A 26,333-nucleotide genomic window follows, 5' to 3' on the forward strand; every position below is an offset into this window, starting at 1 on the left:
TTTTCTATTCTGCGCATGAAAACTTCTACTTTTCCCCTTCAAATTAGCTTCTCAAATTAGTTTGTGAGAAATGCGGGTAACCATTGTGGCAATTGCTAGACGCTGAGGGGTGTGAACGATTGATTGCCGCGATTAACGCGATCGCGTCCGACTTTGCTTGTATCTTAACCGTAACGCACATGCCCCAGTTTAAGGTAAGCCTTTCAGACGCGAATTGAAGTGCGAAAAACCGAGTATGGTTCTCAATTAATTTTACTGATGTAACGATTAAATTTGTTGGGCTGAAAAATGATACCAGGTGAGTGATTGTGATAATCTGTAGCTATGCCTGACAACTAAGGATTTTCCGGTAAATTTGGATCTTGGTGACAAGTTTTGAGTGACAATTGTTCACCATTTTGAATGTTAATAATTCTCATTTCGTCTCCATCTGTTACAACACGTAAACAAGCACAGGTATATCCATAGTTACCATTGGTTCTGACATATTCTCTTTCACCCATAGGGGGCATATTGTTCATTCCGCTGGCTTGATATCCCCCTTGCACAGAGATAGTCCAAGTGCCATCTCTGTCTGTTAGCCACCAATTTGCAGGTGTGGGATTTTCTAACCATCCACATCTATTTTCAGTTTTGTCTAACTCGTGTTTATTTCCCGCTATTTTTTCCTGTTGTTGTTCAGTTGTATCTTGTTCTTCTTCTTGATTAATTGTGCTTTCTGATGTCGGCTCAATATTACTCTTTGAGTTATTACCACACTCATCAAGTAATACACAATCAAGAATTATTCCACCGAGGTATTCAGCAAAGAATGCACAGGAAGAAAGCATAGAAGCTAAAATACAAAAAAACAAAAAAAGTATTACTCTCGAAGTTTTTTTCATAATGATAATTATGATGTATAGTGTGGATAAAATGGAGCAATGTCACCCCCTTTCTTCAGATATGTTTTAACTTAGTATAGCACTTTGCTTTGTTCGGAACCAAAGATTTTCTTTAAAAGCATAATCAACCTTGGGGCTGATAAATTGCATAGTAGTCCTCCTACACTATTAGGATAACTCTTCACGCCAAGTAAACTGAATTTGCTCATCGGCTTGTCTAAACTCAATATTAAACCGATCAAATACAACTTCCCGCCCTAGAAGCAATTGTTCTGCACCTGTAATGCTTTGTAACCAAGCGACAGGAGCGATAAAACTGTGTCCATCAATTGTCATTTCCACATTACGCAAAACATACTCAACCGTTCCCCCAATAGTCTCCGCTAATAACGTTGATTCAGCATCCGCTAAGCTGTAGCCTAAATCTTGACCCACCTTTAAAGAAATTAAGCTAATTTCTGCCCCAGAGTCTACTAAGATTGTGGTAGAAATCTCTAAATCCTTATGCTTAAGCCTGACATGATAATTCTGTAACCAGTCATGGCGAGCCACTGTGCGAAAGTGAATAGGTAAAATCTGGATAGAAGCCGTGCGGCGCGGTACTAAATAAATGGCAAACATCTCCCCTGATGCTGTAGCCAACTCCAAAACTTCTCGCAAATTTTCACTATGAGCAATGACGCAATGGTCATTGTAAGCCACATATTGATTGCGATATAAATTTAACAAAGTGTGCCGATTTTTATTCAGCCACTTCAACATTTGCTCACTTTCAGTTTTAGACGGTATTTTAGTCATAGTTTAAAAAAACTATTAAAATCATCGAGAATAACATTATTTATCCGAGTTTACAAACCAGATAAAATTTTTATCCCCATCCTCTAAACCCCTCGGCGCTCTCTGCGTAAACCTCTGCGTTCTCTGCGTTAAAAAAACCAAATTCCGACACTCAGGATCTAACCGTCAAAGCGGTGCTAAAAACCGCAAAAGCAGTGAACCAATACCTACAAGGGCATTCCCAAAAGATGGGCGAGAGCGAACTTCGGGGGGATTTTGGGTAATTTCCACCATGGCGATCAGATTCTGCGAGGCTTGGAAACCAACTGGGTTTTCTTGATTGGTAAAAAGCTGACTAGCAACTTCAGCATCTCGGCTAGCACCGCCGTGATCACTTAAGCGAAATCGGGCAATTCCTCGGGCTAAATAGGCGGGAGCAAATTCAGCTTTGAGATTCAGAGCTTGATTATAATGTTCAATGGCAGCTTGGTAGTTTCCCCGTTCTGCTTCAATCACACCCCAGGCATAAAAATCTTCAGCGGTTCCGGCATACTGAGGAAGACCAATGGTTCCTTGAATATAAGCGCTACTGAGATCCGTACCAAACAGTTGAGCATTGACGAGATAAGCACTTCTCAGATCCGTTCCCACTAAAATAGCGCCACTGAGATTTGCGCCAGTTAGGTTTGCACCATTGAGAGACGCGCCACTGAGATTTGCGCCGGTGAGATCCGCCCCCACTAAATTTGCCCGACTGAGATTAGCGCGACTCAAATCTGCCCCACTCAAGTTTGCTCCGACTAATTCTGCCATAACTAGACCCGCATCGGTGAGATCACATCCGGGACAGTTTTTGGTGGATAGTACCTTTTGGATATTTTGCAGGTTTTCGGCTAGGGCGCTGGTATTCAGAGTGATGGCGGTGAAAATAGCAGCCGTGGTTAGAAGTATTGGTTTCATGGCATGATAATGGGGTGAATGGGCTACGGGTTTTACGCGATCGCAGCCGTAAGATACAGATAAAGGCAGGTTTAGTGACAAACCCGTTCATCAAGTTGGGGCGGGTTTATTTACATTCGGGTGACAACCAATGATAGAGGTAAAACCCGCCCCTACACAGATCACCACTCAGAATTCTGGTCAGTTACACCTGCTAATAATTCTAATTCACTCACCACCCGATCCAATTCGTCAATAATCGGCATAGACTTCTGGGTGCGGAAGGCTTCAATCAAGGAACGGTAATACCAAAGTGTACCTTCTTTACGCCCATGAAAGCGTTGCCACACCTTATCCCCTACAATACGATAATCTTTAAGAATTGACCAAGCATTATGCAGCTTATCGGCTGCAGACACTAAACGAACCGAAGCCGAGGCTGTGGGAATATGTGCAATATAAGCCGCTTTGCGCTGACGCCAAGGGGGTTTGGGTGTGGTGTCAGCATCGGTGCAACCATCGACAATTTCAGTAATTTTATCCCCAAAGCGGCGGCGAATTTCTTCACGGGTTGCTGCACCGCCTTGGTCTTCAATGGCATCATGGAGAAGGGCTGCGATCGCTTCCTCTTCATCTGCCCCATATTCTAAGGCAATACTGGCAACAGCTAGCAGGTGGGCGATGTAGGGAACGCCATTCCCTTTGCGGGTTTGGTTGGCGTGCAATTCGGTGGCAAAGGTTAAGGCGTCGGTAAACCGTTGGGAGAGTTTCATGGAAAAATTAGGACAAAATCTAAATTAAATTAGTAACAATTTTGACTGAATTTACAGCAAACAACTTACCGAAAATCTGGATTGCGTCCTATTCCGAAGCCAGCAAACTTCTCGCTTCCGAGACAGGAGACGCGATCGCGCATATCATCGAACTGAGTTCGCTCAACAATACAGTGATTCGGTTGCTGCTTTTCCAGTCCCCAGAACAGAAGTTGTTCCTTTTCCAGACTGTATTTTCCCTCTAGACGCAGAGAACCATCGACCAATTTTGACCGGACATTAGGATTATGTAGAGTACAGATAAGTTGCCCACCTTCACGCAAATGGTTGTGAATTGAGAGGAGTGTATTTTTTTGGTCTTTCTTTGACAAAAGTTCCGAAAATGAATTGAACGGAATAATCGCTAATTCAAAACACTCTTTTAGGTTTAACTCTCGCACATCAGCCTGCTGAATCTTAGGTGAAAACCCCTTTTGTGCCAGCTTTTTTTGCAGAACAGTTAGCATTTGTGCCGAAGCATCCACACAAACCAGCGAAACGCCAGCTTCTAATAAAGGAATCGAGACGCGCCCCGTTCCTGCCATCAATTCGAGAACTTGACCTGATACTTTACGGGTTTCTCGAATAAAAAAGGAAATATCGATATCACTATGGACATAGATATCATACAACTCAGCGACTCGATCCCACTCAATCATTTTTTTCTAGTTACAACGGCTGAATATCATTAAAGCGAATCCTCGTATCCGCCACAGGTTTTTCTTCTGGATTTTCCTCCTGGGCATATCGAATCGTCCGGTTCGTTAGCAAATAGTATTTGCCCACCTTTTCATGAAAATCTCGCACATCTTCTTTCTCCAGAATTTCACCTGTTTGGGCATCGCGAAACGTGGTTTTAAAGTGACTGACTAAATAACCCTCTGGAGTTTTAGTTGTGCCTAGAGTGTCAACTGTTACTGCTACATCTCCAAAGCTGCGATTCACTTGAGTAATTACATCCCCTTTAACCTTATAGTAGGAATTATCACCCACTTCATTGATTTTTAACGCGCCATACTCGTCTTTTCCCTTTAACTCAAAGTCATTGTTACCATGCAACTGCTCAAACGGTACTCGGCGGCGGTGAATAATTTCCATCTTAACAGTATTGGCAACCAACTCCCGCAAATCCTCCGGTTCAACATTAATGACTTCCACAGTCAGCTCCGGTTGAACACGAACGATTCCCTGGTCAATATCTCCCTTGTGAGTAATCGAAACCTCTGCGGAATAACCCGGAAAATTTTCATCCCAGGTATAGCGCTGATTGTATGCATTGCGAAAAGCTTCGCTGGCTGATACTGTAGCGATTTGAGTTGGATGAGTGTTTGAGATAGACTGAGCCTTCGCACTTGCGGGTAGTCCAAAGACGAAGCTAAAACTAGCGATAATTAAACTTAAACTCCAACAGATGATGCGATGCTGTAATGGCTGTGTCATGATTTTAATCGGCTATCGACATTGAGGATAAATCTCTATTTTACAAGGGGATGTCCATCAGCATGAGGTTAATGATTTTCTCCCCCATATCTCCTAATTGTCTGGTTCTTCTCCTAACTCTCGCAATCGTGCGGCTAAACGTTCAGCGCGTTGGTGTTCAGATTCGGCGCGTTGGCGTTCAGATTCAGCCCGTTGATGTTCAGATTCAGCCCGTTGATGTTCAGATTCGGCGCGTTGGCGTTCAGATTCAGCCCGTTGATGTTCAGCTTCTTCGGGTAATAAAACTAAATTACCCTCTGAGTCATAAAATCGTAACCACGGTGCTGTTTCTCTGCTTATTGTTCCTTGCCAAATTCCTAACCATAACCCTAAAGTTTCGCACCATAACCATCCTGACTCATTCGGAACCAACGGTTGATAACGTAAATTTGCATCCAACCGCCATCCCTGTAAAGAGTCGGGGTTAAACGGGTCAAACACAAAATAATCCGGTGTTCTAAAGGTTCCTTCGTAAATATCCTTTTTTGCCCCAATATCCGCATTGGCTGTAGACGCCGACATCAGTTCAATAATTACATCCGGGTAACGCCCTTCTTCATCCCAAACTACCCAACCTTGGCGAGAACCTGTACCATCCACATTCAACACCACAAAAAAATCAGGTCCTCGGAAGTCCCGATTTCGTGCCTGGGTGCGACTATAATAAATGAACATATTACCACCCACAAAATAATCCTCGCGGTGTGCCAAGGCTTGGTGGGTTAACTGAATCAACAGATTCATGGCAATGCGGTGGCGGTTACTTTCCAAGGGTTCTCCATCATCAAAAATTAAATCAGTGGGTGGCATTTGGGGTTCCCAGTCCACCACGGGAGTTGTTGGGGAACTCTGAGTCTGAGTCATTTCCGTTGACATAATCTAACTCCTCAATCTTTAATAGTCTGTCCTATTATTGTATCGGGTTTCTCATAAGAGTTATTTATGTGTGGGCGCAAGGCTTGCGCCCCTACATTTTGATTGATATACCTTACACACTTAAGGAATAGAAACTTCCCTGGTTCCAGGAAAGTCTTTGTAGAAATGATCAAAGCTGATAGCGTGAGACAGAGGAAAATTGCATTTGGGTGATTATACATTGAAAACCCGTTCTCATTACTGGCAACTGTTGCCTTATCTTCGCCCTCAAAGATTCACCATTGGGCAAGCCTTAGCTTGTACTGTGGGATTTGTCGCCGTGTGGCCCCTCTTGGCTTGGCTCGCGGGGCGGATTGCGGCTTATGTGGGACAGGGAAATGTCGGCGCGATCGCACAAGTTGCCGGAATTGCTGCTTTAATTTTCTTGGGTCAGAAGCTGGCACAGTATGGGCAAGACACCCTAATGGCAAAGGCTGCCCTAGCTATTACTCTGGATTTGCGGAAAAATGTCTACGCCCACCTGCAAAGCCTGAGTCTTGATTACTTTGAAACGGCTAAAACCGGGGACTTATCCTATCGACTCACCGAGGATATTGACCGCATTGGCGAGGTGGTAAACAAGTTCTTTCACCAGTTTGTCCCCAGCGTTTTACAGTTGGTTGCTGTCTTCGCTTATGTGATTTACTTGAACTGGCAACTTACCCTGGGTATTGTACTCATTGCCCCGTTAATGGGTCTATTAATTGGCTGGTTTGGCGAACGGATGCGCCAGTTTTCTCGGCGTAGTCAAAATAGGGTGTCAGATTTATCGGCGTTGCTGATTGAAGTCTTGAGTGGGATTCGTTTAGTCCAAGCTTTTGCGGCTGAAGAGTACACATTAGAGCGATTTAGTCAAGAGGCAGAAAACAATCGTCAAGCCAAGTATGCGGCGGAACGGTTAAAGGCGATTCAGTTTCCCGTGGTTGGGTTTCTGGAGGCGATGTGCCTGTTATTAGTCTTTTTACTAGGGGGATGGCAAATTGCCCAAGGTAACTTGACTGGGAGTGAATTTGTCAGCTATGGTGCGGCGGTTGCCATGCTCATTGATCCGATCGCGATCGTTACTAGCAACTATAACGAATTTAAGCAGGGTGAGGCATCGGTTGATCGCATCTTTGAACTTTTTGCCATTGTGCCAACGGTGATTGAAAAAGAGGGTGCGATGACTCTACCCCCGGTTACGGGTAAAGTCGAATATCGCCAGATTAGCTTTGCCTACACTCAACCCCCGGAAAACTCCCAAAGGGCGGATTTAGAAACAACACTATCATCAATCGCCAAAGATCAAGACGCGCCATGGCACGTCTCTACAATTAAAACGCCTTGGGTGCTCAAAGACTTAAGTTTTCTTGCCCAGCCAGGAGAAGCGATCGCGTTGGTTGGGGCATCGGGTGCGGGCAAAACCACTTTAGTTAATTTACTCCCCCGTTTCTATGATCCGCAAGCCGGAGAAATTCTCATCGATGGGATCAATATCCGAGACGTTACCCTAAAAAGCCTGCGGCGGAAAATTGGCATTGTTCCCCAGGAAACTACTCTATTTTCTGGCACCATTGCCCAGAATATTGCCTTTGGTCAAAAAGACTTTGACTTAGACGCGGTTCAAGACGCCGCCAAAATAGCCAATGCTCACCAATTTATTATTCAATTCTCCCAAGGGTATCACACCTGGGTGGGAGAACGGGGAATCAACCTATCTGGAGGACAACGACAACGACTTGCGATCGCGCGGGCGGTTCTGCTAAATCCGAGTATTCTTATCTTAGATGAAGCCACCTCTGCCTTGGATTCAGAGTCAGAAGCCTTAGTCCAAGAAGCCTTAGAACGGATTATGAAAGAGCGCACCGTCTTTATTATCGCGCATCGCTTAACTACTGTGCGCCGCGCTGACCGAATTTTAGTGATGGAACAGGGACAGATTATTGAATCGGGAACCCATGCAGAATTATTAGAGCGAGAGGGACGTTATGCGCGATTCTATGCTCAACAGTTTACTTAGCTATGAATAAGAGTAAGCCCCGACACCCGCCAAGAACTCAAGTTCTTGGCTAAAAGCTTAAGTCCATTCAAATGGACTACAATTTTTATCTAGTAAACTCGATTCTGACTTGAGCTTGGGTGTCTTGGGTTTCTTCACGGTATGTGGCGCAACGAAGGGAGGTAAGTTTTGAGTGAGAGATTGGGAGATTTGTAGATTGTGTAGGGGCGGGTTTCACTACTATCTTTTCGGTTTCACCAGGATGTGACTAAACCCGCCCCGACTCAGGTTTATAGACTTCCCGTGAAAAGTTAGAAATACGACGTTTTGTTAAGACAAGACTCTGATTGAAAAATTTAAACCGTTCTGGAGGAAAGAATCGTTTAAGTTATCAGAACTTGACAACTTGAGCCGAAACAACATCGAGTCAAGGGAAGCATAACAGTAGCGAAGCAGAAAGAAAAAGCCAAGGGATATCTAGTGAATAGTAGTTATCAAAAGAAGTGCGATCGCCCAGGGATGATCGGCTCTAATTAGTCTAAAATTGCTCCTCTGGATCAATGAGCCATCCCATTTGAGTTTCGTACTTCAAACAGTGCAGAATAGTCTTGGTAACTTTTGTCTAGCTTTGGTCAGGTGAGAGAATTTTAATCGTCCAATCCGGCGCGATCGCAAGTTAAACCAAGTTAAACTCAGACTAGCCGCACTGATAATAAAGCCCACGTTACTAAATCAATAGATATTTAGACTTATGGATCAATTAATTGTTGCAAAACGCTGGAATCGTGCGACTTAATTACCTTGATCCATGACTGAATTGAACGTCCAGTATGTATTGAATTTAAAATATTAGCTTTAAAAGTTTCCAAACTCGGTAAACTAATTCTATCCACCTTAGCAAAATTGGTATCAAGACGGTAGGGAAAACTGCCAGTCAGTTGACGGATACGTTTTTGATAATCTGGATCAGGACGATATTGCTGTGCCTGATGTCCCCAGTCTTGAACTAAGAGCATCGCTTGATTGAATTGCTCCACTGTTCCTTGAAATTTATAGCCATGGCAGTTTGTTTGTTGAAGATTGCGAGTACGTAAACGGGTATCTTCTGGTTCCATGACTACATAGGAGGGGGGATTATGATAATGATTGTCACGGGTTTTAGCAATCTCAATAGCATCTCCTACCCAAATGTCAACAATTTTTGGTTGACCAGCGAGAATATATTCCAGCATCCAGCAGACTATCACGACTTTTACTTGATTGGCTGAAAAGTGAGTTTGGCTATCCCGAAATCGAGCTGTTATTTCAGTAGATAATGGGAACCAAGTCTTAATCTCAATACCAGGTTGTATATCGGGTATACCATTGAGAATTAGATCAGGAAAACCAGGATCTTGTCGTATCCACTGATAATTCTCTTCCCAGGTTCCTGCCTCATTCAAGTGTCGGGTGATAGCATATTCTAAGAGATTGCCAATGATCGGTGATAGTTTACTAACGATTTTGGATAGCTCTATAGCTCCCTGAATATCCCTAGGTCTTGAGACGGTAAGAACATCTATGGTATGCCCTCTCAATCTGAGTAAATTAGCTGTAGCAATTTCCAGAGCTTCCTGATAACGCATTACCGCTCTATTTCCTGTAACCTGATTTCAAGATTTTGAATAAAGTCACTCAAAGAAATTCCAATGGCTTGACAAAATGCACGGAGTTCCACAATATCTATACGTCTTTCACCCCGTTCACATTTACTTACAAATGACTGAGTTTGCTGGAGGCATTGGGCAATTTCGACTTGTGTCAATCCTGCGGCTTTCCTAGCTGAGCGGAGGTGACTCAGGAATAAGGCATATTCTTTTGTACAAATCGACTTTTCCATCTAAGTTGACCTCCCCATTTGATGATATAGTCGATTTCAGAATAGTCCAAAATCGACTATTAACAGAGGTGTTATGGTGAAACTTGAGCAAAGGACAACGAATTGTGACTGATATAGGGTATGGTACAGACAACTCAGGACAGCTTAATCATCGGTGCAATAAGCCATCAGAACTCATTTCCCCAACCTCTACCACCGTTATCGATTCGGTACAACTTGAACAGGCTGATGTGTTAACCCGTTATTGGGCTTGGCAAGCGCCAACAGTTATCATTTCAGATGGTGCTTATGGATTGGGACTTTTCCCCGGAGATCCACCAACACCAACGAATTTAGCCGATTGGTATGTACCTCACATTAAAGCTTGGTCATGCTATTCTTTACCAGAGACAACATTGTGGTTTTGGTGTAGTGAAATTGGCTGGGCTACTGTTCATCCCATTTTGGTCAAGGAGGGTTGGCAATACCGTTCGGTGAATGTTTGGGATAAAGGTATTGCCCATATTGCAGGTAATGTGAATAGTAAAACAATAAGGCGTTTTCCTATTGTGACTGAAGTTTGCGTGCATTATGTTCGAGAGGTGCAACTTCAGACGGGTGATGGTTATCAATTACCGATGCAGCAGTGGCTACGTCATGAGTGGCTTCGGACTGGACTTCCTTTGAGTAAAACGAACGAAGCGTGTGGAGTAAAAAATGCGGCGACTCGTAAATATTTTACCAAGGATCATTTGTGGTATTTTCCTCCACCTGATATGATGGAACGGATTGTAACTTATGCTAATCGCTATGGTAAACCGACCCAAATTCCTTACTTTTCAATTGAGGGTCAATCACCAGTAACAGCGGAAAAATGGTCAAAAATGCGAGCTAAATGGCATCATATTCACGGGATTACTAATGTTTGGTCAGAACCTGCAGTTCGAGGTAAGGAACGCCTGAAAAATCGGCAGTCAAAATGTCTTCATGGAAACCAGAAACCTTTACGTCTAGTTGAACTAATTATTCTGGCGACTAGCGATTCTGGCGATGTTGTGTGGGAACCGTTTGGCGGAATGTGTTCAGCTGCTGTAGTGTCGTTACGAAAGGATCGGCGGTGCTACAGTGCAGAAATTAATCCTGATTACTATCAACTGGCGAAAGCACGGCTGGAGAAAGAGTACGAGCAAATTAATTCCTTTCTGTTTCCGGAATTTCTCTAAGACGGGTAAGCGATAGTTTCTCTTACTGATCACATCACTCCAGCAGCAAATCGAACAACTCTCCTACAGTCAGATTGAAGTCTTTAGCAAATTTTGGAACGGGTAAACGTGATTTTGGTTGATCAAAAACATCCGTTGGTCGATCTGAACGATAAACAAAGACTGACTGCTCCTCTAGATCAATGAGCCATCCCATCTTGCTATCGTACTTCAAACAGTGCAGAATAGTCTTGGTAACTTTTGTCTGGCTTTGGTCAAGCGAAAGAATTTCAATCGTCCAATCAAGTGCGATCGCGGGTTTGGTTTTGCCAATCTATTCACCAAGATAGGTGTAATTTCCACAGGAATGATGTAAGGATAAAATGGATAATTCTTCAATTGTGAATTGTGCCTCAAAACGATCCGGAAAACTCCAATCATCATCCTAAATCCGAATCCCTTGACCTCTCCCAATCTGAGAAAGTCGAAATCGCTGACAGAAGTAATCCGAGAGCCGCAATTCTTCACGAAGCTCTGCGGTTAGAAGGAGAAGAGCAACTCAATCGCAAAAATTTGGCGGTGGCTTGGTCGGGTTTAGCCGCAGGGTTATCAATGGGCTTTTCTTTGGTCGCAGAAGGATTAATTCATGTTCACCTTCCGGCAGCAGAATGGCGACCTTTATAGCAAGCGCCGTAAAACCCACATCCTTTTAGGTGTGGGATATGAGGCGGGTCATCGGAGGGACGTAGATGACCAAATTACAAAGGTGATCTTAAACGAGCTATCAAGCTTGTGATCAACTCAGACTTGCTCATTCCCCGCCTGGTAGCCTCTTCCTTTAGTTGTCGCATTTCATACTTAGTTAATCTGATATCTAGTCTTTCTGTTTTCATCGGTACACACAATTGACCACGCACGTATCTACTATATATAATATATAATGGAAAAAGCACATTGAGAGGTCGATTCAATGCTAGTTCTTGAATACAAAATCAAAGCAAAACCGCAGCAATACAAGGCTATCGATGAAGCCATCAGGACGGTGCAATTTATCCGTAACAAAGCAATTCGTTATTGGATAGACGCGCCAAAAGACACCAAGATTGACCGTTTTGCTTTGAACAAGTATTCAACAGCACTACGCAACGAATTCTCCTTTGTCAAAGACCTTAACTCGATGGCTGTACAGGCATCGGCAGAACGGGGATGGCTTGCCATCTCTCGGTTTTACGATAACTGCAAGTCCAAAAAAGCCGGCAAGAAAGGATTCCCTCGGTTCCAAAAGGACAACCGTTCAGTTGAGTATAAAACCAGCGGCTGGAGACTTCATCCGACAAAACGCCGTATCACCATCACCGATAAAAAGGGAATTGGTGAACTGAAACTTTTGGGCAAATGGGATATCCATCAGTATCCCGTTAAATCCATTAAGCGGGTTAGGCTTGTTCGTCGGGCTGACGGGTACTATTGCCAGTTGGCTGTTGATGTTGAGTGCATTGATATTCAGCCACGAACAGGTCAAGAAATCGGCTTAGATGTTGGTTTAGAGTCGTTTTACACGGACTCAAACGGGCATCAAGAGCCTAATCCTAGGTTTCTCCGTAAAGCAGAAACTGATATTAAGCGCAGCCAACGGGCTATCTACGAAAAGGTCAAAGGTTCAACCGGACGCCGTAAAGCAAGAGCTCAGTATTCCAGGAAACACTTAAGAGTAAGTAGGCAACGTACCGAACACGCCAAGAGACTGGCGCGTCACGTTTGCAAGTCTAACGACTTAGTAGCTTATGTAGACGCGCCAGCGGCTTGCCGAAGGCTAAACTTGAGGGTTGCCAATATGCTCAAAAATCACTGTTTAGCTAAGTCAATTGCTGATGCTAGCTGGTATCAGTTCAGACAGTGGCTAGAGCATTTCGCCGCCAAGTTTGGAAGATTAGCTGTTGCTGTTCCACCTCAGTACACATCTGTTGAATGCAGTCAGTGCAAAGTGATTGTAAAAAAGTCCCTTAGCACAAGAACCCACGTTTGTAAGTGTGGATTGATTCTGCAAAGAGATTGGAACGCGGCGATAAACATTTTGCTCAAGGCAAAATCTAGGGGAGGGCATCCCCAAAGTAAAGCTGTAGGAGTTGGAGCCTCTACGCTACTTGGCGCAAGCCTGGTAGAGCAAGTTTTGACGTTGAATACAGAATCCCACGCGCTCTATCGCCGTGGGAGTGTCAAGCTAAATTCAGAACAGACCAAGTAACCGCCCCCACAATCCCATCTGCTGTCATCCCCTGGGAACGCTGAAACGCAATAATAGCGCTCTTTGTCTTAGCACCATAGATCCCATCCGCAGGACCTGGATCAAAGCCTTTTTGCCGCAAAATCTCTTGGGCTTTCTTCACTTCTGGACCCACGGAACCTTCCTGGAGCGGTAAAAAAGGGTCTGTCGGTTGATTGCGCCATTTTTGGGAAAACTCCACCAATGTCGCCTGCGACACTTGTCCTTGTAACCACTGAATCGCTTGAATTTGGTGGGGGAGTTCCCGGTAATACTTATAGGTATCGAGGAGTTGAACCTGGGTGAAAGGGGCTTGTGAACCCAAAGGTGTACTTCCCCCTGGTGTTGTCTCCGGCGTTGTCGGAGTACCGGTGTCGGTGGGAGGTGGCGGTGTAGGTTGAGAAACCCGTTCTAATACCTTCCACGTCGCTGGTCCGACCAAACCATCGGCATCTAACCCATGAAACTTTTGGAACAAAACTACGGCATCTGTAGTACCTGCGCCAAAAATACCATCAATTGGACCCACCTTAAACCCTTGGGCGCTGAGAATTTGCTGAAGTTCCTTGACTCTCGGTCCGGTGTCCCCTTCCCGCAAAATCGCTGGGAAAGAGGTTCCCAGTCGCTGACGTACTTCCTGGCGCAAGCGAGGTAATTGGCTATATAACCAATCCCCAGGACATTGAGTGGGAGAAAAGTCGCGATGTCCGAGAATATTATCCGGGCTAATCTTAGTGGTTGAGCAAATCGAGGCGCACAACTCAACCAAACTAGCCCACTGTTTGGCATTCATTTGATAGGTGGTAAATGTTCCTTCATTTTCAATACCCGGTGACTCATTCCCTTTATTACTACCCGCATGGGATGAACGGATACTGCGTCCCCCTTTAACCGCATTCAGACTTCCATGTCTGCCTTCTAGCAAATACCCACCTGTCGTGTTCAAAAAATTGTGACCGGAATCAATCCAGCCAAAGCCGTTCATATGGGCGGTTTGAATGCTGCGAGCCAAGGTTTTGGCGCCCGTCAATGTTCCTCTGGATAGATCATTGGGAGGATTAGGAGTCGCCGTATGGTGAATGATAATATATTGCGGTCTCGTTTGCTGGGGCCACTGTTTGGGAGCTTTAGCACCCCATTCGTTCGTTGAAATAACACTAGCTGTAAATGCCATACCGATTGTCTCCCTCTATTAAATCTCAATTAGTCGTAAGTTTACTCAAACCAATAGGATTTGTTCTGATTCTATTGACCTAATCCTTGCTCAGTAGAATGCTTTATCTTTTGTTGATATTTGCTATTCTACGTTCGGATTGACTCGTCTGGAACTCGAAATGACACCAACACGGCAAACTGTATCCTTATCTGGAATCCAATTGTCTTATCTAGAGTGGAATCAAGGTTCAGAACCCTTGTTACTGCTCCATGGTTTAGCGGATCACGCTTTAGTGTGGTCAAATTTAGGAGAGTATTTGGCTCAGAGTTATCATATCATCGCTCCCGATATGCGGGGTCATGGGGAAAGTAGCAAGCCTGAAGATGATTATACCTTTGCCAGTGCGATCGCGGACTTGGAAGCCCTCCTGGATCACTTGGGATGGTCATCAGCCCATATAATTGGACATTCCTGGACGGGTAAATTAGCCCCGATTTGGGCAAAACAGCATCCCGAACGGTTCCGCAGCATGATTTTAGTTGATCCAATCTTTATCTGGAAAATGCCTAGTCTGCTCAAGGTTACATTTCCTTTGTTATACCGAGTTTTGCCTTTTCTCAAAGGGATGGGTCCATTTGAGAGTTATGAAGACGCCGAACAAAAAGTACGTCAGTTAAGTCAATATCAAGATTGGACACCTTTACAGCAGCAAGTTTTTCAAGCCAGTATTGAACAAAAACCCGATGGCTCTTGGGGGAGTAAGTTTACCGTTGCTGCCCGTGATGGTACGTTTGAGGATGTGATGCTCATCGCCGGATTAACAAGTCCGATTCATATCCCCACCCTGTTTGTGCAACCAGAAAAAGGGGTGAATCGCCAAGAATGGCAACTGAAACCATATAAAACTTATTTGAAAAATTTACAAGTTTGTCAGGTTCCTGGTAATCATTGGCCCTTTTTAGTCGCGCCAGAGGAATTCAACCAAACAGTAGAAGCGTTTTTGGAACAACATAGAGAAGCTACCGCTTAACCAGGATGATCTTCATCTTCAAAAACTGGGCGGAAAAAGGAGTTAGTTGCCAACAACTAAGCCGTCCAAGACGCTGCCAAAATCGCCAATGCCCACCAATTCATTATCCAATGCTCCCAAGGGTATCACACCTGGGTCGGGGAACGGGGGATTAACCTATCTGGGGGACAACGACAACGGATTGCGATCGCGCGGGCAGTTCTCCTCAATCCCCGTATTCTTATCTTAGATGAAGCCACCTCTGCCTTGGATTCAGAATCAGAAGCCTTAGTCCAAGAAGCATTAGAACGGATTATGAAAGAACGCACCGTATTTATTATCGCCCATCGCCTAACCACCGTGCGCCGAGCTGACCGAATTTTGGTGATGGAACAGGGACAGATTATCGAGTCGGGAACCCATGCAGAATTATTAGAGCGAGAGGGACGTTATGCGCGATTTTATGCACAACAGTTCACTTAGTATAGATAGTCCAACATGCTACATAAGTACCTGGACATAAATGCTGGCAAGCTGCACTAAGAAATGTTAAAAAGCCTCAAATCCTTACAAATCCAATAAATGACTAATGACGATCTCCACATCTAATATAGAGACAGCTCTATTTTTCATAATTTACATCATTACATCATGTTATCGCTTCAAATTTCTGTATTGTAGAAAACATTTTTTATTTTGACAAAAAACTTAATATAATTTCACTTGCAATATTTATATTCTTGGGTAAGACTATACCTAAATCTGACAAGCTCAACCAATCGAAGCAATAAAAATGAAAATAAAACAGCTAGCCTCCTAATCATTAGGATAACTTATTTGAATCAAGGAGGGGAATAAAATGCCTATACTTAATTCGCAAAACTTAAATAATATAGAAGTCTCTATAGTTGTTCCTGTTCATAATGAGGAAGTCAACATTGACTATTTGTTTGAGCGTTTAGAGTCTGTACTACACAGCCTGAAATTAAAGTATGAGATTATTTGTGTTGATGACGGCAGTAAAGATAATACACTGGCGTGTTTGATCAAACATCATTATCAAAATTCTGCCATTAAGGTTGTTAGTCTATCGCGCAACTTTGGTAAAGAGATAGCTTTAACCGCAGGAATTGATTACGCGAATGGTGCTGCTGTGGTTCCCATTGACGCTGATCTACAAGATCCACCGGAGTTAATCCGAGAACTCGTTGCCAAGTGGCGTGAAGGTTATGATGTGGTTTATGCAACGCGGGGATCGCGCCAAGGGGAAAGCTGGTTAAAGCGTTTTACTGCTAATGCTTTTTACCGAGTCATTTGTCGCATGAGTCGTGTACCAATTCCCCGTAATACTGGAGACTTTCGGTTATTGGATCGACGGGTTGTCGAGGTAATCAAGCAAATGCCAGAACGCACTCGTTTCATGAAAGGGCTTTTTGCCTGGGTTGGTTTTAAGCAAATATCCATCTTCTATGATCGAGCGCCACGTTACAAGGGAAAGACTAAATGGAATTATTGGCGACTTTGGAATTTTGCCGTCGATGGGATTACATCTTTTAGCTTAGTTCCCTTAAAAATTTGGAGCTATATGGGAGTCGTTTTATCGTTGTTGGCATTTTTCTATGCTGCTTTTCTCATCATTCGTACATTAATCTTGGGAATCGTCGTTCCCGGTTATGCTTCACTCATGGTAGTTAATCTTTTTCTCGGAGGTATACAACTCATTACGCTAGGTATCATCGGTGAGTATCTCGGTCGTGTCTATGAGGAAGTCAAACAACGCCCACTTTACTTAGTGCGTAACCGCTATGGTTTCAACCTAAATCATCAAGGTATTGAAAAAGGTGAATTTGTTAATCAAGAGGTATAAAGTAAATAAATATCATGAATAGCTTGCATTCAATCCTGGAGTAACCGACGATGGAGCCTAAAATATACAAAAAAATGGCAGCTCTCGAAGATTCGCACTGGTGGTTTGTGGCAAGGCGGAGAATTATTGACACGTTAATTACAAACCTTGTTCTACCAGACAATGCAGCGATTTTTGAAGCTGGCTGTGGTACTGGTGGTAATTTAGCGATGCTAGCTGGTCACGGTCAAGTGTACGCTATGGAGTTAGATGAAGCAGCACGTCATTTTGCCTGCGATCGCGGAGTGGGTAAGATCCTACCCGGACGCTTGCCAGATGACATTCCCTTTGGGGATCAAAGCTTCGACCTTATTGTATTATTAGATGTTTTAGAGCATTTGGATAAAGATACAGCTTCTTTGCAAGCACTGTACTCGATACTCAAGCCAGGTGGTTGGTTGTTAGTTACAGTACCCGCAAATCCTTGGATGTGGAGTCAGCATGACGAGAGTCACCACCATAAACGCCGATATGTACTACAGGGTTTACGCCATGTGGTTAGGAGTGCAGGTTACACGGTGCGTTATGTTAGTTACTTCAATACTCTGTTGTTCCCCTTGATTGCTGGAGTACGCATCCTTCAAAACGGGTTGGGTAGTGGACAAAAAGACAACTTAACCATGCCGTCGAAACAGGTTAATCAAGTGCTGACATTTTTATTTGCTAGTGAGCGTTATCTTATGGGTCGTGTATCGCTGCCGTTGGGCGTGTCACTTCTGCTCTTAGCTCAGAACGTTAAATAATCAACAAGTTTTTGATGAGTTACCGAACTAAATACTATGTTTTTAAATTTATTATCTGCTACTAAGTCTGTTTTAAAAAATGCTTATTTGAAAATTAATGCTGTAATCATTGTCTTGGCAGTAATAGGTTTATCAATAGTTGGTCATTATGGCATTTCATCAGATGAGGCAATAGAAATATCTATGGTTAAATGGAATTTTGAGTTAGTTACTCAAGGCAAGCCAATGCCAAATAAGCTAATGAAATACTATGGAACTGTATTTAATTTCACATCAGAAGTAGTTTTTCAAGCAAAAGAATTTTGGGATGATATAGGCATTAATAATTCTATTTTATCTTCAAGAAAAAGAAAAAAAAATATCAACAATTCTGATAAATTTTATGAAAGGATTAAAGTAAAGCACATTTGTACATTTTTGGTGTCTCTTATTACTTATGCTTCTGTAGCTGGGATTGTGGGAATATTGGCGGGTAGACAATATGCCTGGTTTGGTGCAGTTGTTCTAGCGCTTTTTCCAAGGTTTTGGGGACATAGCTTTTTTAACCCTAAAGATATCCCCTTTGCGGCAATGTTTACACTAGCTACTTTTCTAGGTGCTTGCTTAGTAGATTACTATCTTAAGGCAGATCAAAACAATATTAAATTAGGGATTAATCGTGTAACTCTTTATTCCCTTCTTTACGGAGTTTTAGTCGGTTTTGTCACTGGCACCAGAATCGGCGGATTCTTTTTATTATTTTTTGTCGTAATTGCTCATCTATTGGCAGTTTTAGTCAAGAAAAAAAATTATCGCAAGCTTTACCGATTCTGGAGTCTATATGGGTTAATGGTTATCAGTTGGATGACAACTATAACTATTATTCATCCAGCATCTTGGTCTAATCCAATCGGATGGTTCATTGAAACATTGAGATATCTTTCTAAGCATGGATGGAGTGGTACAGTTCTATTTGAAGGTCAATTTATATCCGCTCATCAACTACCGTGGTATTATTTACCCAAATGGTTTTTAATGACTATACCAGGAATTTTTATAATTATGTTTTTCCTGGGTTTATTGTTACTAATTATCAAGCTCAAAAAACTAAACGACACGCAAACAGTTTGTGTTGTTTTAGTTCTGTTGCAAATTTTCACCTTGCCAACTATCGCCATTCTCAGGCAATCTACTATTTACGATGGAGTGCGTCAATTTTTATTTGTTATCCCAGGAATTGCCGCCATTGCAGCGACTGCATTACTTTGGATTTACCAAAAGCTGCATAGAAAAAATTATAAAATATTTTTCGCCGTTCTAATTATAACCTTGTTCAGTCCTATTGTCTTTGACATGGTTAACTTACATCCTTACGAATATGTCTATTTTAACCGGATATCTGGAGGACTAGTCCAAGCAGATAATCGATATGAAACCGATTATTGGGGATTAAGTATGCGCGATGGAATGGAGTGGATCAATAATAATAGTATTGCTGGCGAAATAGTCGTATCGAGTAGTCAGTTACACTCATCCAAAACCTTTGCAAAACATAATATTAATGTTATTTCCCACGGCAAATTTAAGAAACTAGGAACTACCCAAGCTTTTTACTATATAGCTAGACCTCGATGGGATTTCCAAGAAAGATTTCCAGAGTGTCCCGTGGTTTATTCAGTCAACAGACAAGGTGTTCCATTGACAATTGTAAAAAAATGTGGATGATACGGATAAGAACCATTACCCAGTTTGTAGGTAATGACACCAACACGGCAAACTGTATCCTTACCCGAAATCCAACTGTCTTATCTAGAGTGGAATCAAGGTTCAGAACCCTTGTTACTGCTTCATGGTTTAGCGGATCACGCTTTAGTGTGGTCAAATTTAGGAGAGTATTTGGCTCAGACTTATCATATCATCGCTCCCGATATGCGGGGTCATGGGGAAAGTAGCAAGCCTGAAGATGATTATACCTTTGCCAGTGCGATCGCGGACTTGGAAGCCCTCCTGGATCACTTGGGATGGTCATCAGCCCATATTATCGGGCATTCCTGGACGGGTAAATTAGCCCCGATTTGGGCAAAACAGCATCCCCAACGGTTCCGCAGCATGATTTTAGTTGATCCAATCTTTATCTGGAAAATGCCCAGTCTGCTCAAGGTTACATTCCCTTTGTTATACCGTGTTTTACCGTTTCTCAAAGGGATGGGTCTATTTGAGAGTTATGAAGACGCCGAACAAAAAGTACGTCAGTTAAGTCAATATCAAGATTGGACACCTTTACAGCAGCAAGTTTTTCAAGCCAGTATTGAACAAAAACCCGATGGCTCTTGGGGGAGTAAGTTTACCGTTGCTGCCCGTGATGGTACGTTTGAGGATGTGATGCTCATCGCCGGATTAACAAGTCCGATTCATATCCCCACCCTGTTTGTGCAACCAGAAAAAGGGGTAAATCGCCAAGAATGGCAACTGAAACCCTATAAAACTTATTTAAGAAATTTACAAGTTTGTCAGGTTCCTGGTAATCATTGGCCCTTTTTAGTCGCGCCAGAGGAATTTAATCGAACAGTAGAAGCGTTTTTAGAGCAACATAGAGAAGCTACCGCTTAACCAGGATGCTCTTTATCTCTTCAATAGGAATACTCTTATTTTGTATTTTTATCAAATTATAGCCATTCAAACTATTACTCCCTTGAAAAGTGCGAAAAACACTGAGTGTGAGCAGTTTGGGCTGCCGTATGTCAGATATAGTTTCAATAGAGTTATGAACTGTCCCCATGACAAAACCTGCTCATTTGATGATTAAATCCCTATATCAGGCAATCAACCGTAGGGATATTTCAGCCGCTATAGATTGTATCGATGACGAGTGCATCTATGAGGATCTTAACTTTCCCCAACCCTTTCGCGGGAAAGCCGCCGTTCAGCAGCTTTTTGAAGAATCCTATCGAGGTGTACCCGATGACTTACTCTTTATTATTGATGATATTACGACAGGAGATTCATCTTCCACGGGTGTCCTTTGGCATGTTGAACTCGATGGTATTCCCTTTCCCAATGGACGAGGGGTCAGCTTTTATCGCCTGTCTGAAACCACGGGTAAGTTAGTTTTTGCCCGTGATGTGGTTGAACCGCCCATTAAACCCGGTAAAGTTGCATTCTGGATTATTCGCTTGGTTACTCCTCTGGTACGACGACTGCTGAAACGCCAGCCAGAAACCAGTGCTACTGCTAAATCAGAACAACCTCAGCCTGGGGTTGCGATCGCGTTGGCACTGTTGGCGATAGTCTATACTTATGTCCTCTTACTCTCTCCGCCGAATCAGCTTCTTCCCGGAGAACCAATTTGGGCAATTCAACCAGAAACCCTACAGGAAATTCTAGATGAGTCGCTAAATTTCTTCTTAATCTTACCGATTTTAAATGCGGTGGGCATTGATTACATGAAGTCCCCGACAGTTCACCCTACCCTGGAAGCACTCTTCAACTTTGCCGAAGCCTGGATATTTATGTTCCTCCCTTTGCTGTTACTTGACAAAAGGGGACGCCATTTACCTAAGGTTTTGATGTGGAGTGGGGCAATGTTCCTAACCAATGTTATTCTTACTCCTTATATGGCGCTACGTTATACCGTTCCCCGTTCTCAAGAAAAGGATGAACCTAAAAAAGGCTGGTTAGCTCGCCTTTTCGGATGGATAGGGCTGGTTGTGGGGACTTTAGCTATTGTATGGGGTTTTGTAGGAAGACCGGAGTTTGGAGATTTAGCACAGAGGGCGCATTATTTTAGGCAACTGCTGATGAGCAACCGAGTGGTTATTGCCTTTTGTGTTGATTTGGTGCTATTTTCCCTTTTTCAGGCTGTATTATTAACCGCCGTCATTCCCTCAGACAAAAAAGAGCGCTGGTTGCGATATGTCCCGTTTTGGGGATTGGCAGTTTGGCTGATTATCTGATTAGTCATTTGTCTTATGTCCAAGCTTTTTTGCCGCTCATTTAAGTGGCTGGGAGCGCAAAGCGTGTCAAAATAGATAGATGTAAAGAAATATGAATTCAAACCGATGGGAGAACAACTGAGTCAAGCGCTAGAACCTCTCGCTGCGTGGTTTCGCAGCATAGGCGTTCCTGAGCCGATTGTTCACTGGGGACATCCTGTCATGATGGGAATTGTGATAATTGTTCTCGGCAGTTTTGTCGCGTATATGGGATGGCGTAGTCGCCTAACAAAGGATGGGGAAGTGGCGGCGAAAAGTCGTGCATCTCACCGTCAGCTTGCACCGTTGATGTACCTGTTTATTGCGCTGGGTTATACCGGAGGAGTTCTTTCCTTGGTTATGCAGCATAAACCTATCTTTGAAAGTCCACATTTTTGGACAGGTTCTTTTGCCGTAATTTTGTTAGGAATTAACGCGCTAATCGCTTTAACGGGTTTTGGGGGTAACAAGAAGGAATTTTTTCGTACTGCTCATGCTTATTTAGGTAGTACGATTATGATCCTGCTCGTTGTTCACATTGTACTTGGTTTAAAACTGGGTCTTTCAATTTAAGGTAAGCCAGAGCCTAGGGGCGGGTTTTACTGATAACATGTTGGAAACAACTGATAACTTTATGAAACCCGCCCTTCTAATCAGTTCAGCGGAGAAGTTAGAGACGTTCCACCGGAACGTCTCTACAAAAGGGATAATTTGTTCAGGAATAGGTGATGACAACAGCTACGTTTGAACTAACCGAAAATCGGGTCATTCTGTCAAATATCAGTTGGCAAACATTTGAGCAGTTACTCACAGACTTAGGGGAAAATCGCTGCGCTCGTTTGGCTTACAATGACGGAGTATTAGAAATTATGACGCCCTTAGGACCTCATGAAAATAATAACCGCTTTATTGAAAGCTTAATTGGCGCGATCGCAGATGAACTAAATCTCAACCTCAAACGGTTTGGTTCTCTCACTCTGAAGCTAGAAAAACGAAAAAAAGGGGGAGAACCTGACTCCTGTTACTACATCCAAAATGAACCCAAGGTTAGACATAAACAAGAGATTGATTTGGCGAATGACCCGCCACCCGATCTAGTATTAGAAATTGACATGACCAGTGGTTCTATGGATAAACTGCCAATTTATGCCGCGATTGGTGTACCAGAACTGTGGCGTTATGATGGACGTAAACTCGATGTGTTTGTTTTATATCCAGAATCAATGAGTTATCAATCTGTGGAGAGAAGTCCGACGTTTCCCTGGCTACCGTTAGCAGCAATTCCTCAGTTTATTCGGCAAAGTTTAGCGGATGGAGAAACCGCAACATTACGGGCGTTTCGGAGTTGGGTGAGAGAACAGCAACCCGATTAGAGATAAAAGGCGATCGCGAATACTTAATAGGTTTAAATGTCGGTTTGTCATATTGTTGTCTTGTCGGGTGGGTTAGGCGAGATTTAATTAAGAAAACCAACCTTTTGATTTCCTATCCGCCGTAACCCACCAATCCATGATTGTAGAGACATCATCCTTGCGCCTCTACAATATTAATCACAAAAAAATAACTGTTGTATCGTTTTATTAAAACATCAGTCCCAAATGATTGAGAATAAGCGAGACTACATAAAATAGCACGAAAAGGGTGGTCAATCATGAAATCGTCTGGGTTGGGTTTCTGCTGCTTGTTTGCCCTTGTTTCTCTATGTCAAACGATTCTCTGTGGCGTGGCTTCACTGATGGGAGATTCCGCCGCCCTAGCTCAATCCATCACCCCAACCGCAGACGGTACGGGTACAATTGTCACACCGGATGGAAACCGCATCTATATTTCCGGCGGCAGTGTTTCTGGAGATGGGAGTAATCTCTTCCATAGTTTTGAGCAGTTTGGCTTAGATGCCAACCAAATTGCTAATTTTTTAGCTAATCCTAATTTAAACAATATCCTCGGTCGCGTCGTGGGTGGTGACGCCTCTGTAATTAACGGGTTGATTCAAGTCACTGGGGGCAATCCCAACCTATATTTAATCAATCCGGCTGGGATGATTTTTGGTGCAGATGCTAGATTAAACGTCCCAGGTGACTTTATCGCCACCACCGCCACAGGTATGGGTTTTGGCGATAACAATTGGTTTAATGCCATTGGCGCGAATGATTATCAGAACTTAGTCGGGACACCCAACCAATTTGCCTTTGATGTATCCGAGGCGGGAAGTATTGTCAATGCTGGCGAATTAGCGGTATCAGAAGGTAAAAATTTAACCCTACTCGCAGGAAATGTCATTAATACAGGGAAACTAACCGCACCAGGGGGAACCATTACCGTTGCAGCCGTTCCCGGTTCCAATTTAGTCAAGATTTCTCGCCTTGGGGGATTATTGTCTCTAGAAGTTGAACCCCCCAGAACGCCAGACGGGGAAGTGTTGCCAGTCAAACCTGGGGATTTAGCCGAATTATTAACGGGTTCGGGTGAAGAGGTTGATACAGGCGTCGAGGTTAACCAATCAGGCGATGTACAACTAGCAGATACTGGAGTAACTTTACCAAAAGAAACAGGAGTTGCGATTGTATCAGGTGAAATTAATGTTTCCGGGGCTGTAGGGGCGCACCGACGTGCGCCCTCATCCTCATCCTCAACTGGGGGTGAAATTAATGTAATTGGCAATAAGGTAGGTTTAATTGGCGCCAATATAGACGCATCAGGAAGCCATGGCGGGGGTACTATACGAATTGGTGGCGGTGAAAAAGGACTTGAACCGATTCCTAATGCTGATGTCACTTTTATTAGTGAAGACTCAAGGATTAACGCTGATGCTTTAGATGAGGGGAAAGGGGGGCGAACCATTGTCTGGTCAAATCAGACGACTCGTACTTATGGTCATATTAGCGCTAGAGGTGGGGCAATTGCTGGAAATGGAGGTTTTGTCGAAACCAGTAGTGCGGGATTCTTGGATGTTCCTTTCGCGCCCGATATCACAGCACCGACAGGAGATGGGGGAACTTGGTTAATTGACCCTTACAATATCACGATTAGTGATGGGACTAATAAAATTGGTGGCACTGCACCTAATTTTACGGCGGCGGCGAATGATTCCGTACTCAATATTACGACGCTCTTGAATGCCTTAACTATGGGTGATGTCACTCTGAATACAGGTACAGGAACAGGAACTCCTGCACAAGATGGAAATATCACTCTAGCAACTAACTTGGATTTCGACACCACGGGCGTTAGTCTCCTAACTTTGATAGCGGCTAACAATATCATCATCAACGGGCAGATATTTGATAGCGATACGACAAATACACCAGGGGATGGATTGGCTTTAGAGTTTCAGGCAGGGGGTGCTGTCGAACTCAATCAAAGTATTTCAACAGGAGGGTTTGACCTCACAATTACAGCAAATGGTGCGATTACTCAAACGGCTGGCACAACATTGGATATTGGTGGTGGTAGAACCCGGTTAGAAGCTGGTGCAGCAAATAACATCACCCTCAACAATGACGGCAATAACTTTAATGAAGTTTTAGTCAATAGTGCTAACAATGTCTCACTCAAAGATATCAATGAGATACAGCTAGGAACTTCCCTCACTACTCCAGCACCCCCACTTTTTAACATTTCTGGTACTCTTGACATCAACGCTAATGGCACTATCACCGACTTGGAGAATCTCACTGTTGCTGGTGTCACAACATTAAATGCCAATGGCAATGATATTACCTTAGATAATGCCAATAATTTCAGCACAGTAGTCGCCAATGGCGCAAATGTTACCCTTAACGACAGCAATGCTATTGACTTAGGCGCTTCGACTATTACTGGCACATTAGGTGTTACTGCCGGGGGTGAAATTACAGATAGTGGCGCTTTGAGTGTAGCTGGTGAAACCCGATTAAATGCCAATGGCAATATCATCTTAGATGATGCCAATAACTTCAGCACAGTAGCCGTCACCAGTGGCGCAAATGTTACCCTAAACGATACCGATGCTATTGATTTAGGCGCTTCGAGTATTTCTGGCACATTAGGTGTGACTGCTGTGGGTGCGATTACAGATAGTGGCGCTTTGAGTGTTACGGGTGGCACAACATTAAATGCCAATGGCAATAATATCACCTTAGATAATGCCAATAACTTCAGCACAGTAGCCGTCACCAGTGGCGCAAATGTTACCCTAAACGACAGCAATACTATTGATTTAGGCGCTTCGAGTATTTCTGGCACATTAGGTGTTACTGCCGGGGGTGAAATTACAGATAGTGGCGCTTTGATTGTAGCTGGTGAAACCCGATTAAATGCCAATGGCAATATCATCTTAGATGATGCCAATAACTTCAGCACAGTAGCCGTCACCAGTGGCGCAAATGTTACCCTAAACGATACCGATGCTATTGATTTAGGCGCTTCTACTATTACCGGCACATTAGGTGTTACTGCTGTGGGTGCGATTACAGATAGTGGC

Annotated in this window: 24 protein-coding genes and 3 pseudogenes; 15 read left to right on the top strand and 12 right to left on the bottom strand. The window is 43.4% G+C overall.

Annotated features, from left to right (window positions below; translation table 11 throughout):
* Positions 1-83: 83 nt before the first annotated feature.
* Positions 84-218, top strand: a complete 135-nt coding sequence (locus ACLGGO_RS27860) for a hypothetical protein (protein WP_446421753.1) — start codon at positions 84-86, stop codon at positions 216-218.
* A gap of 117 nt (positions 219-335) precedes the next feature.
* Here ACLGGO_RS27860 and ACLGGO_RS27865 read toward each other — a convergent pair whose 3' ends face one another.
* From ACLGGO_RS27865 to ACLGGO_RS27895, 7 genes are all read right to left on the bottom strand, one after another.
* Entirely contained in the window at positions 336-884 is a 549-nt protein-coding gene (locus ACLGGO_RS27865; RefSeq protein ID WP_446421732.1) for a DUF4087 domain-containing protein, read from the bottom strand.
* A gap of 168 nt (positions 885-1,052) precedes the next feature.
* Positions 1,053-1,682, bottom strand: coding sequence for a DUF5678 domain-containing protein (locus tag ACLGGO_RS27870; protein WP_446421733.1), 630 nt, complete (start codon positions 1,680-1,682; stop codon positions 1,053-1,055).
* Between the two features lie 165 nt (positions 1,683-1,847).
* The gene (locus ACLGGO_RS27875; protein WP_446336609.1) at positions 1,848-2,621 is read right to left on the bottom strand and encodes a pentapeptide repeat-containing protein; all 774 of its coding nucleotides are present in this window, start codon (positions 2,619-2,621) and stop codon (positions 1,848-1,850) included.
* A gap of 161 nt (positions 2,622-2,782) precedes the next feature.
* Positions 2,783-3,373, bottom strand: coding sequence for an HD domain-containing protein (locus ACLGGO_RS27880; RefSeq protein ID WP_446421734.1), 591 nt, complete (start codon positions 3,371-3,373; stop codon positions 2,783-2,785).
* Positions 3,374-3,438: 65 nt separating this feature from the next.
* On the bottom strand, positions 3,439-4,071 hold the full coding sequence (locus tag ACLGGO_RS27885) for a class I SAM-dependent methyltransferase (protein WP_446421735.1): 633 nt from the start codon (positions 4,069-4,071) through the stop codon (positions 3,439-3,441).
* A gap of 10 nt (positions 4,072-4,081) precedes the next feature.
* Complete coding sequence (locus ACLGGO_RS27890; RefSeq protein WP_446421736.1) at positions 4,082-4,852, bottom strand: DUF3386 family protein; 771 nt, start codon at positions 4,850-4,852, stop codon at positions 4,082-4,084.
* A gap of 93 nt (positions 4,853-4,945) precedes the next feature.
* On the bottom strand, positions 4,946-5,767 hold the full coding sequence (locus ACLGGO_RS27895) for a Uma2 family endonuclease (RefSeq protein ID WP_446421737.1): 822 nt from the start codon (positions 5,765-5,767) through the stop codon (positions 4,946-4,948).
* Positions 5,768-5,987: 220 nt separating this feature from the next.
* Here ACLGGO_RS27895 and ACLGGO_RS27900 point away from each other — a divergent pair, with 220 nt between their 5' ends.
* The gene (locus ACLGGO_RS27900) at positions 5,988-7,805 is read left to right on the top strand and encodes an ABC transporter ATP-binding protein (protein WP_446421738.1); all 1,818 of its coding nucleotides are present in this window, start codon (positions 5,988-5,990) and stop codon (positions 7,803-7,805) included.
* Positions 7,806-8,328: 523 nt separating this feature from the next.
* Here ACLGGO_RS27900 and ACLGGO_RS27905 read toward each other — a convergent pair.
* From ACLGGO_RS27905 to ACLGGO_RS27915, 3 genes and pseudogenes are all read right to left on the bottom strand, one after another.
* Positions 8,329-8,457 (bottom strand): annotated as a pseudogene (locus tag ACLGGO_RS27905) (Uma2 family endonuclease); the annotation flags it as partial.
* 76 nt (positions 8,458-8,533) lie between these two features.
* The gene (locus ACLGGO_RS27910; RefSeq protein ID WP_446421739.1) at positions 8,534-9,409 is read right to left on the bottom strand and encodes a hypothetical protein; all 876 of its coding nucleotides are present in this window, start codon (positions 9,407-9,409) and stop codon (positions 8,534-8,536) included.
* Positions 9,409-9,663, bottom strand: coding sequence for a helix-turn-helix domain-containing protein (locus tag ACLGGO_RS27915; protein ID WP_446356950.1), 255 nt, complete (start codon positions 9,661-9,663; stop codon positions 9,409-9,411). Before ACLGGO_RS27915 ends, ACLGGO_RS27910 begins: the two co-directional genes overlap by 1 nt.
* A gap of 104 nt (positions 9,664-9,767) precedes the next feature.
* Between ACLGGO_RS27915 and ACLGGO_RS27920 the strand changes: the two genes are divergently transcribed.
* Positions 9,768-10,865 (top strand): DNA methyltransferase, encoded by a 1,098-nt coding sequence (locus ACLGGO_RS27920; protein WP_446421740.1) that lies wholly within the window; start codon positions 9,768-9,770, stop codon positions 10,863-10,865.
* 34 nt (positions 10,866-10,899) lie between these two features.
* Here the strand turns inward: ACLGGO_RS27920 and ACLGGO_RS27925 are convergent.
* Positions 10,900-11,160, bottom strand: a pseudogene (locus tag ACLGGO_RS27925) (Uma2 family endonuclease); the annotation flags it as partial.
* A 92-nt stretch (positions 11,161-11,252) separates the two neighbouring features.
* Here ACLGGO_RS27925 and ACLGGO_RS27930 point away from each other — a divergent pair.
* Together ACLGGO_RS27930 and ACLGGO_RS27935 are read left to right on the top strand one after the other, a co-directional pair.
* A complete protein-coding gene (locus tag ACLGGO_RS27930; protein ID WP_446421741.1) occupies positions 11,253-11,528 on the top strand; it encodes a hypothetical protein in 276 nt (91 codons plus the stop codon).
* Between the two features lie 286 nt (positions 11,529-11,814).
* Positions 11,815-13,089 carry an RNA-guided endonuclease InsQ/TnpB family protein gene (locus ACLGGO_RS27935; protein ID WP_446421742.1) on the top strand — a complete coding sequence of 425 codons (1,275 nt, stop codon included), beginning with the start codon at positions 11,815-11,817 and terminating at the stop codon, positions 13,087-13,089.
* Here ACLGGO_RS27935 and ACLGGO_RS27940 read toward each other — a convergent pair.
* Positions 13,061-14,281, bottom strand: coding sequence for a peptidoglycan recognition protein family protein (locus ACLGGO_RS27940; protein WP_446421743.1), 1,221 nt, complete (start codon positions 14,279-14,281; stop codon positions 13,061-13,063). The genes ACLGGO_RS27935 and ACLGGO_RS27940 overlap by 29 nt on opposite strands.
* Before the next feature lie 160 nt (positions 14,282-14,441).
* Here ACLGGO_RS27940 and ACLGGO_RS27945 point away from each other — a divergent pair, with 160 nt between their 5' ends.
* The 10 genes and pseudogenes from ACLGGO_RS27945 to ACLGGO_RS27990 form a co-directional block, all read left to right on the top strand.
* The gene (locus tag ACLGGO_RS27945; RefSeq protein ID WP_446421744.1) at positions 14,442-15,293 is read left to right on the top strand and encodes an alpha/beta fold hydrolase; all 852 of its coding nucleotides are present in this window, start codon (positions 14,442-14,444) and stop codon (positions 15,291-15,293) included.
* A 60-nt stretch (positions 15,294-15,353) separates the two neighbouring features.
* Positions 15,354-15,755: pseudogene (locus ACLGGO_RS27950) on the top strand (ATP-binding cassette domain-containing protein); the annotation flags it as partial.
* A 376-nt stretch (positions 15,756-16,131) separates the two neighbouring features.
* Positions 16,132-17,139 carry a glycosyltransferase family 2 protein gene (locus tag ACLGGO_RS27955; RefSeq protein ID WP_446421745.1) on the top strand — a complete coding sequence of 336 codons (1,008 nt, stop codon included), beginning with the start codon at positions 16,132-16,134 and terminating at the stop codon, positions 17,137-17,139.
* A 74-nt stretch (positions 17,140-17,213) separates the two neighbouring features.
* Complete coding sequence (locus tag ACLGGO_RS27960; RefSeq protein ID WP_446421746.1) at positions 17,214-17,921, top strand: class I SAM-dependent methyltransferase; 708 nt, start codon at positions 17,214-17,216, stop codon at positions 17,919-17,921.
* Between the two features lie 36 nt (positions 17,922-17,957).
* Positions 17,958-19,625 (top strand): ArnT family glycosyltransferase, encoded by a 1,668-nt coding sequence (locus ACLGGO_RS27965; RefSeq protein WP_446421747.1) that lies wholly within the window; start codon positions 17,958-17,960, stop codon positions 19,623-19,625.
* Positions 19,626-19,658: 33 nt separating this feature from the next.
* Positions 19,659-20,510, top strand: a complete 852-nt coding sequence (locus ACLGGO_RS27970) for an alpha/beta fold hydrolase (protein WP_446421748.1) — start codon at positions 19,659-19,661, stop codon at positions 20,508-20,510.
* A gap of 167 nt (positions 20,511-20,677) precedes the next feature.
* Positions 20,678-21,853 (top strand): nuclear transport factor 2 family protein, encoded by a 1,176-nt coding sequence (locus ACLGGO_RS27975; protein ID WP_446421749.1) that lies wholly within the window; start codon positions 20,678-20,680, stop codon positions 21,851-21,853.
* A 105-nt stretch (positions 21,854-21,958) separates the two neighbouring features.
* Positions 21,959-22,444: a DUF4079 domain-containing protein gene (locus ACLGGO_RS27980; protein ID WP_446421750.1), complete on the top strand. Its 486-nt coding sequence runs from the start codon at positions 21,959-21,961 to the stop codon at positions 22,442-22,444.
* A gap of 155 nt (positions 22,445-22,599) precedes the next feature.
* Entirely contained in the window at positions 22,600-23,244 is a 645-nt protein-coding gene (locus ACLGGO_RS27985) for a Uma2 family endonuclease (protein WP_446421751.1), read from the top strand.
* A gap of 278 nt (positions 23,245-23,522) precedes the next feature.
* A partial coding sequence (locus ACLGGO_RS27990; protein ID WP_446421752.1) for a two-partner secretion domain-containing protein occupies positions 23,523-26,333 on the top strand: 2,811 nt, incomplete at its 3' end.

It is taken from the genome of Coleofasciculus sp., assembly GCF_046565525.1.
Taxonomy (GTDB): domain Bacteria; phylum Cyanobacteriota; class Cyanobacteriia; order Cyanobacteriales; family Coleofasciculaceae; genus Coleofasciculus.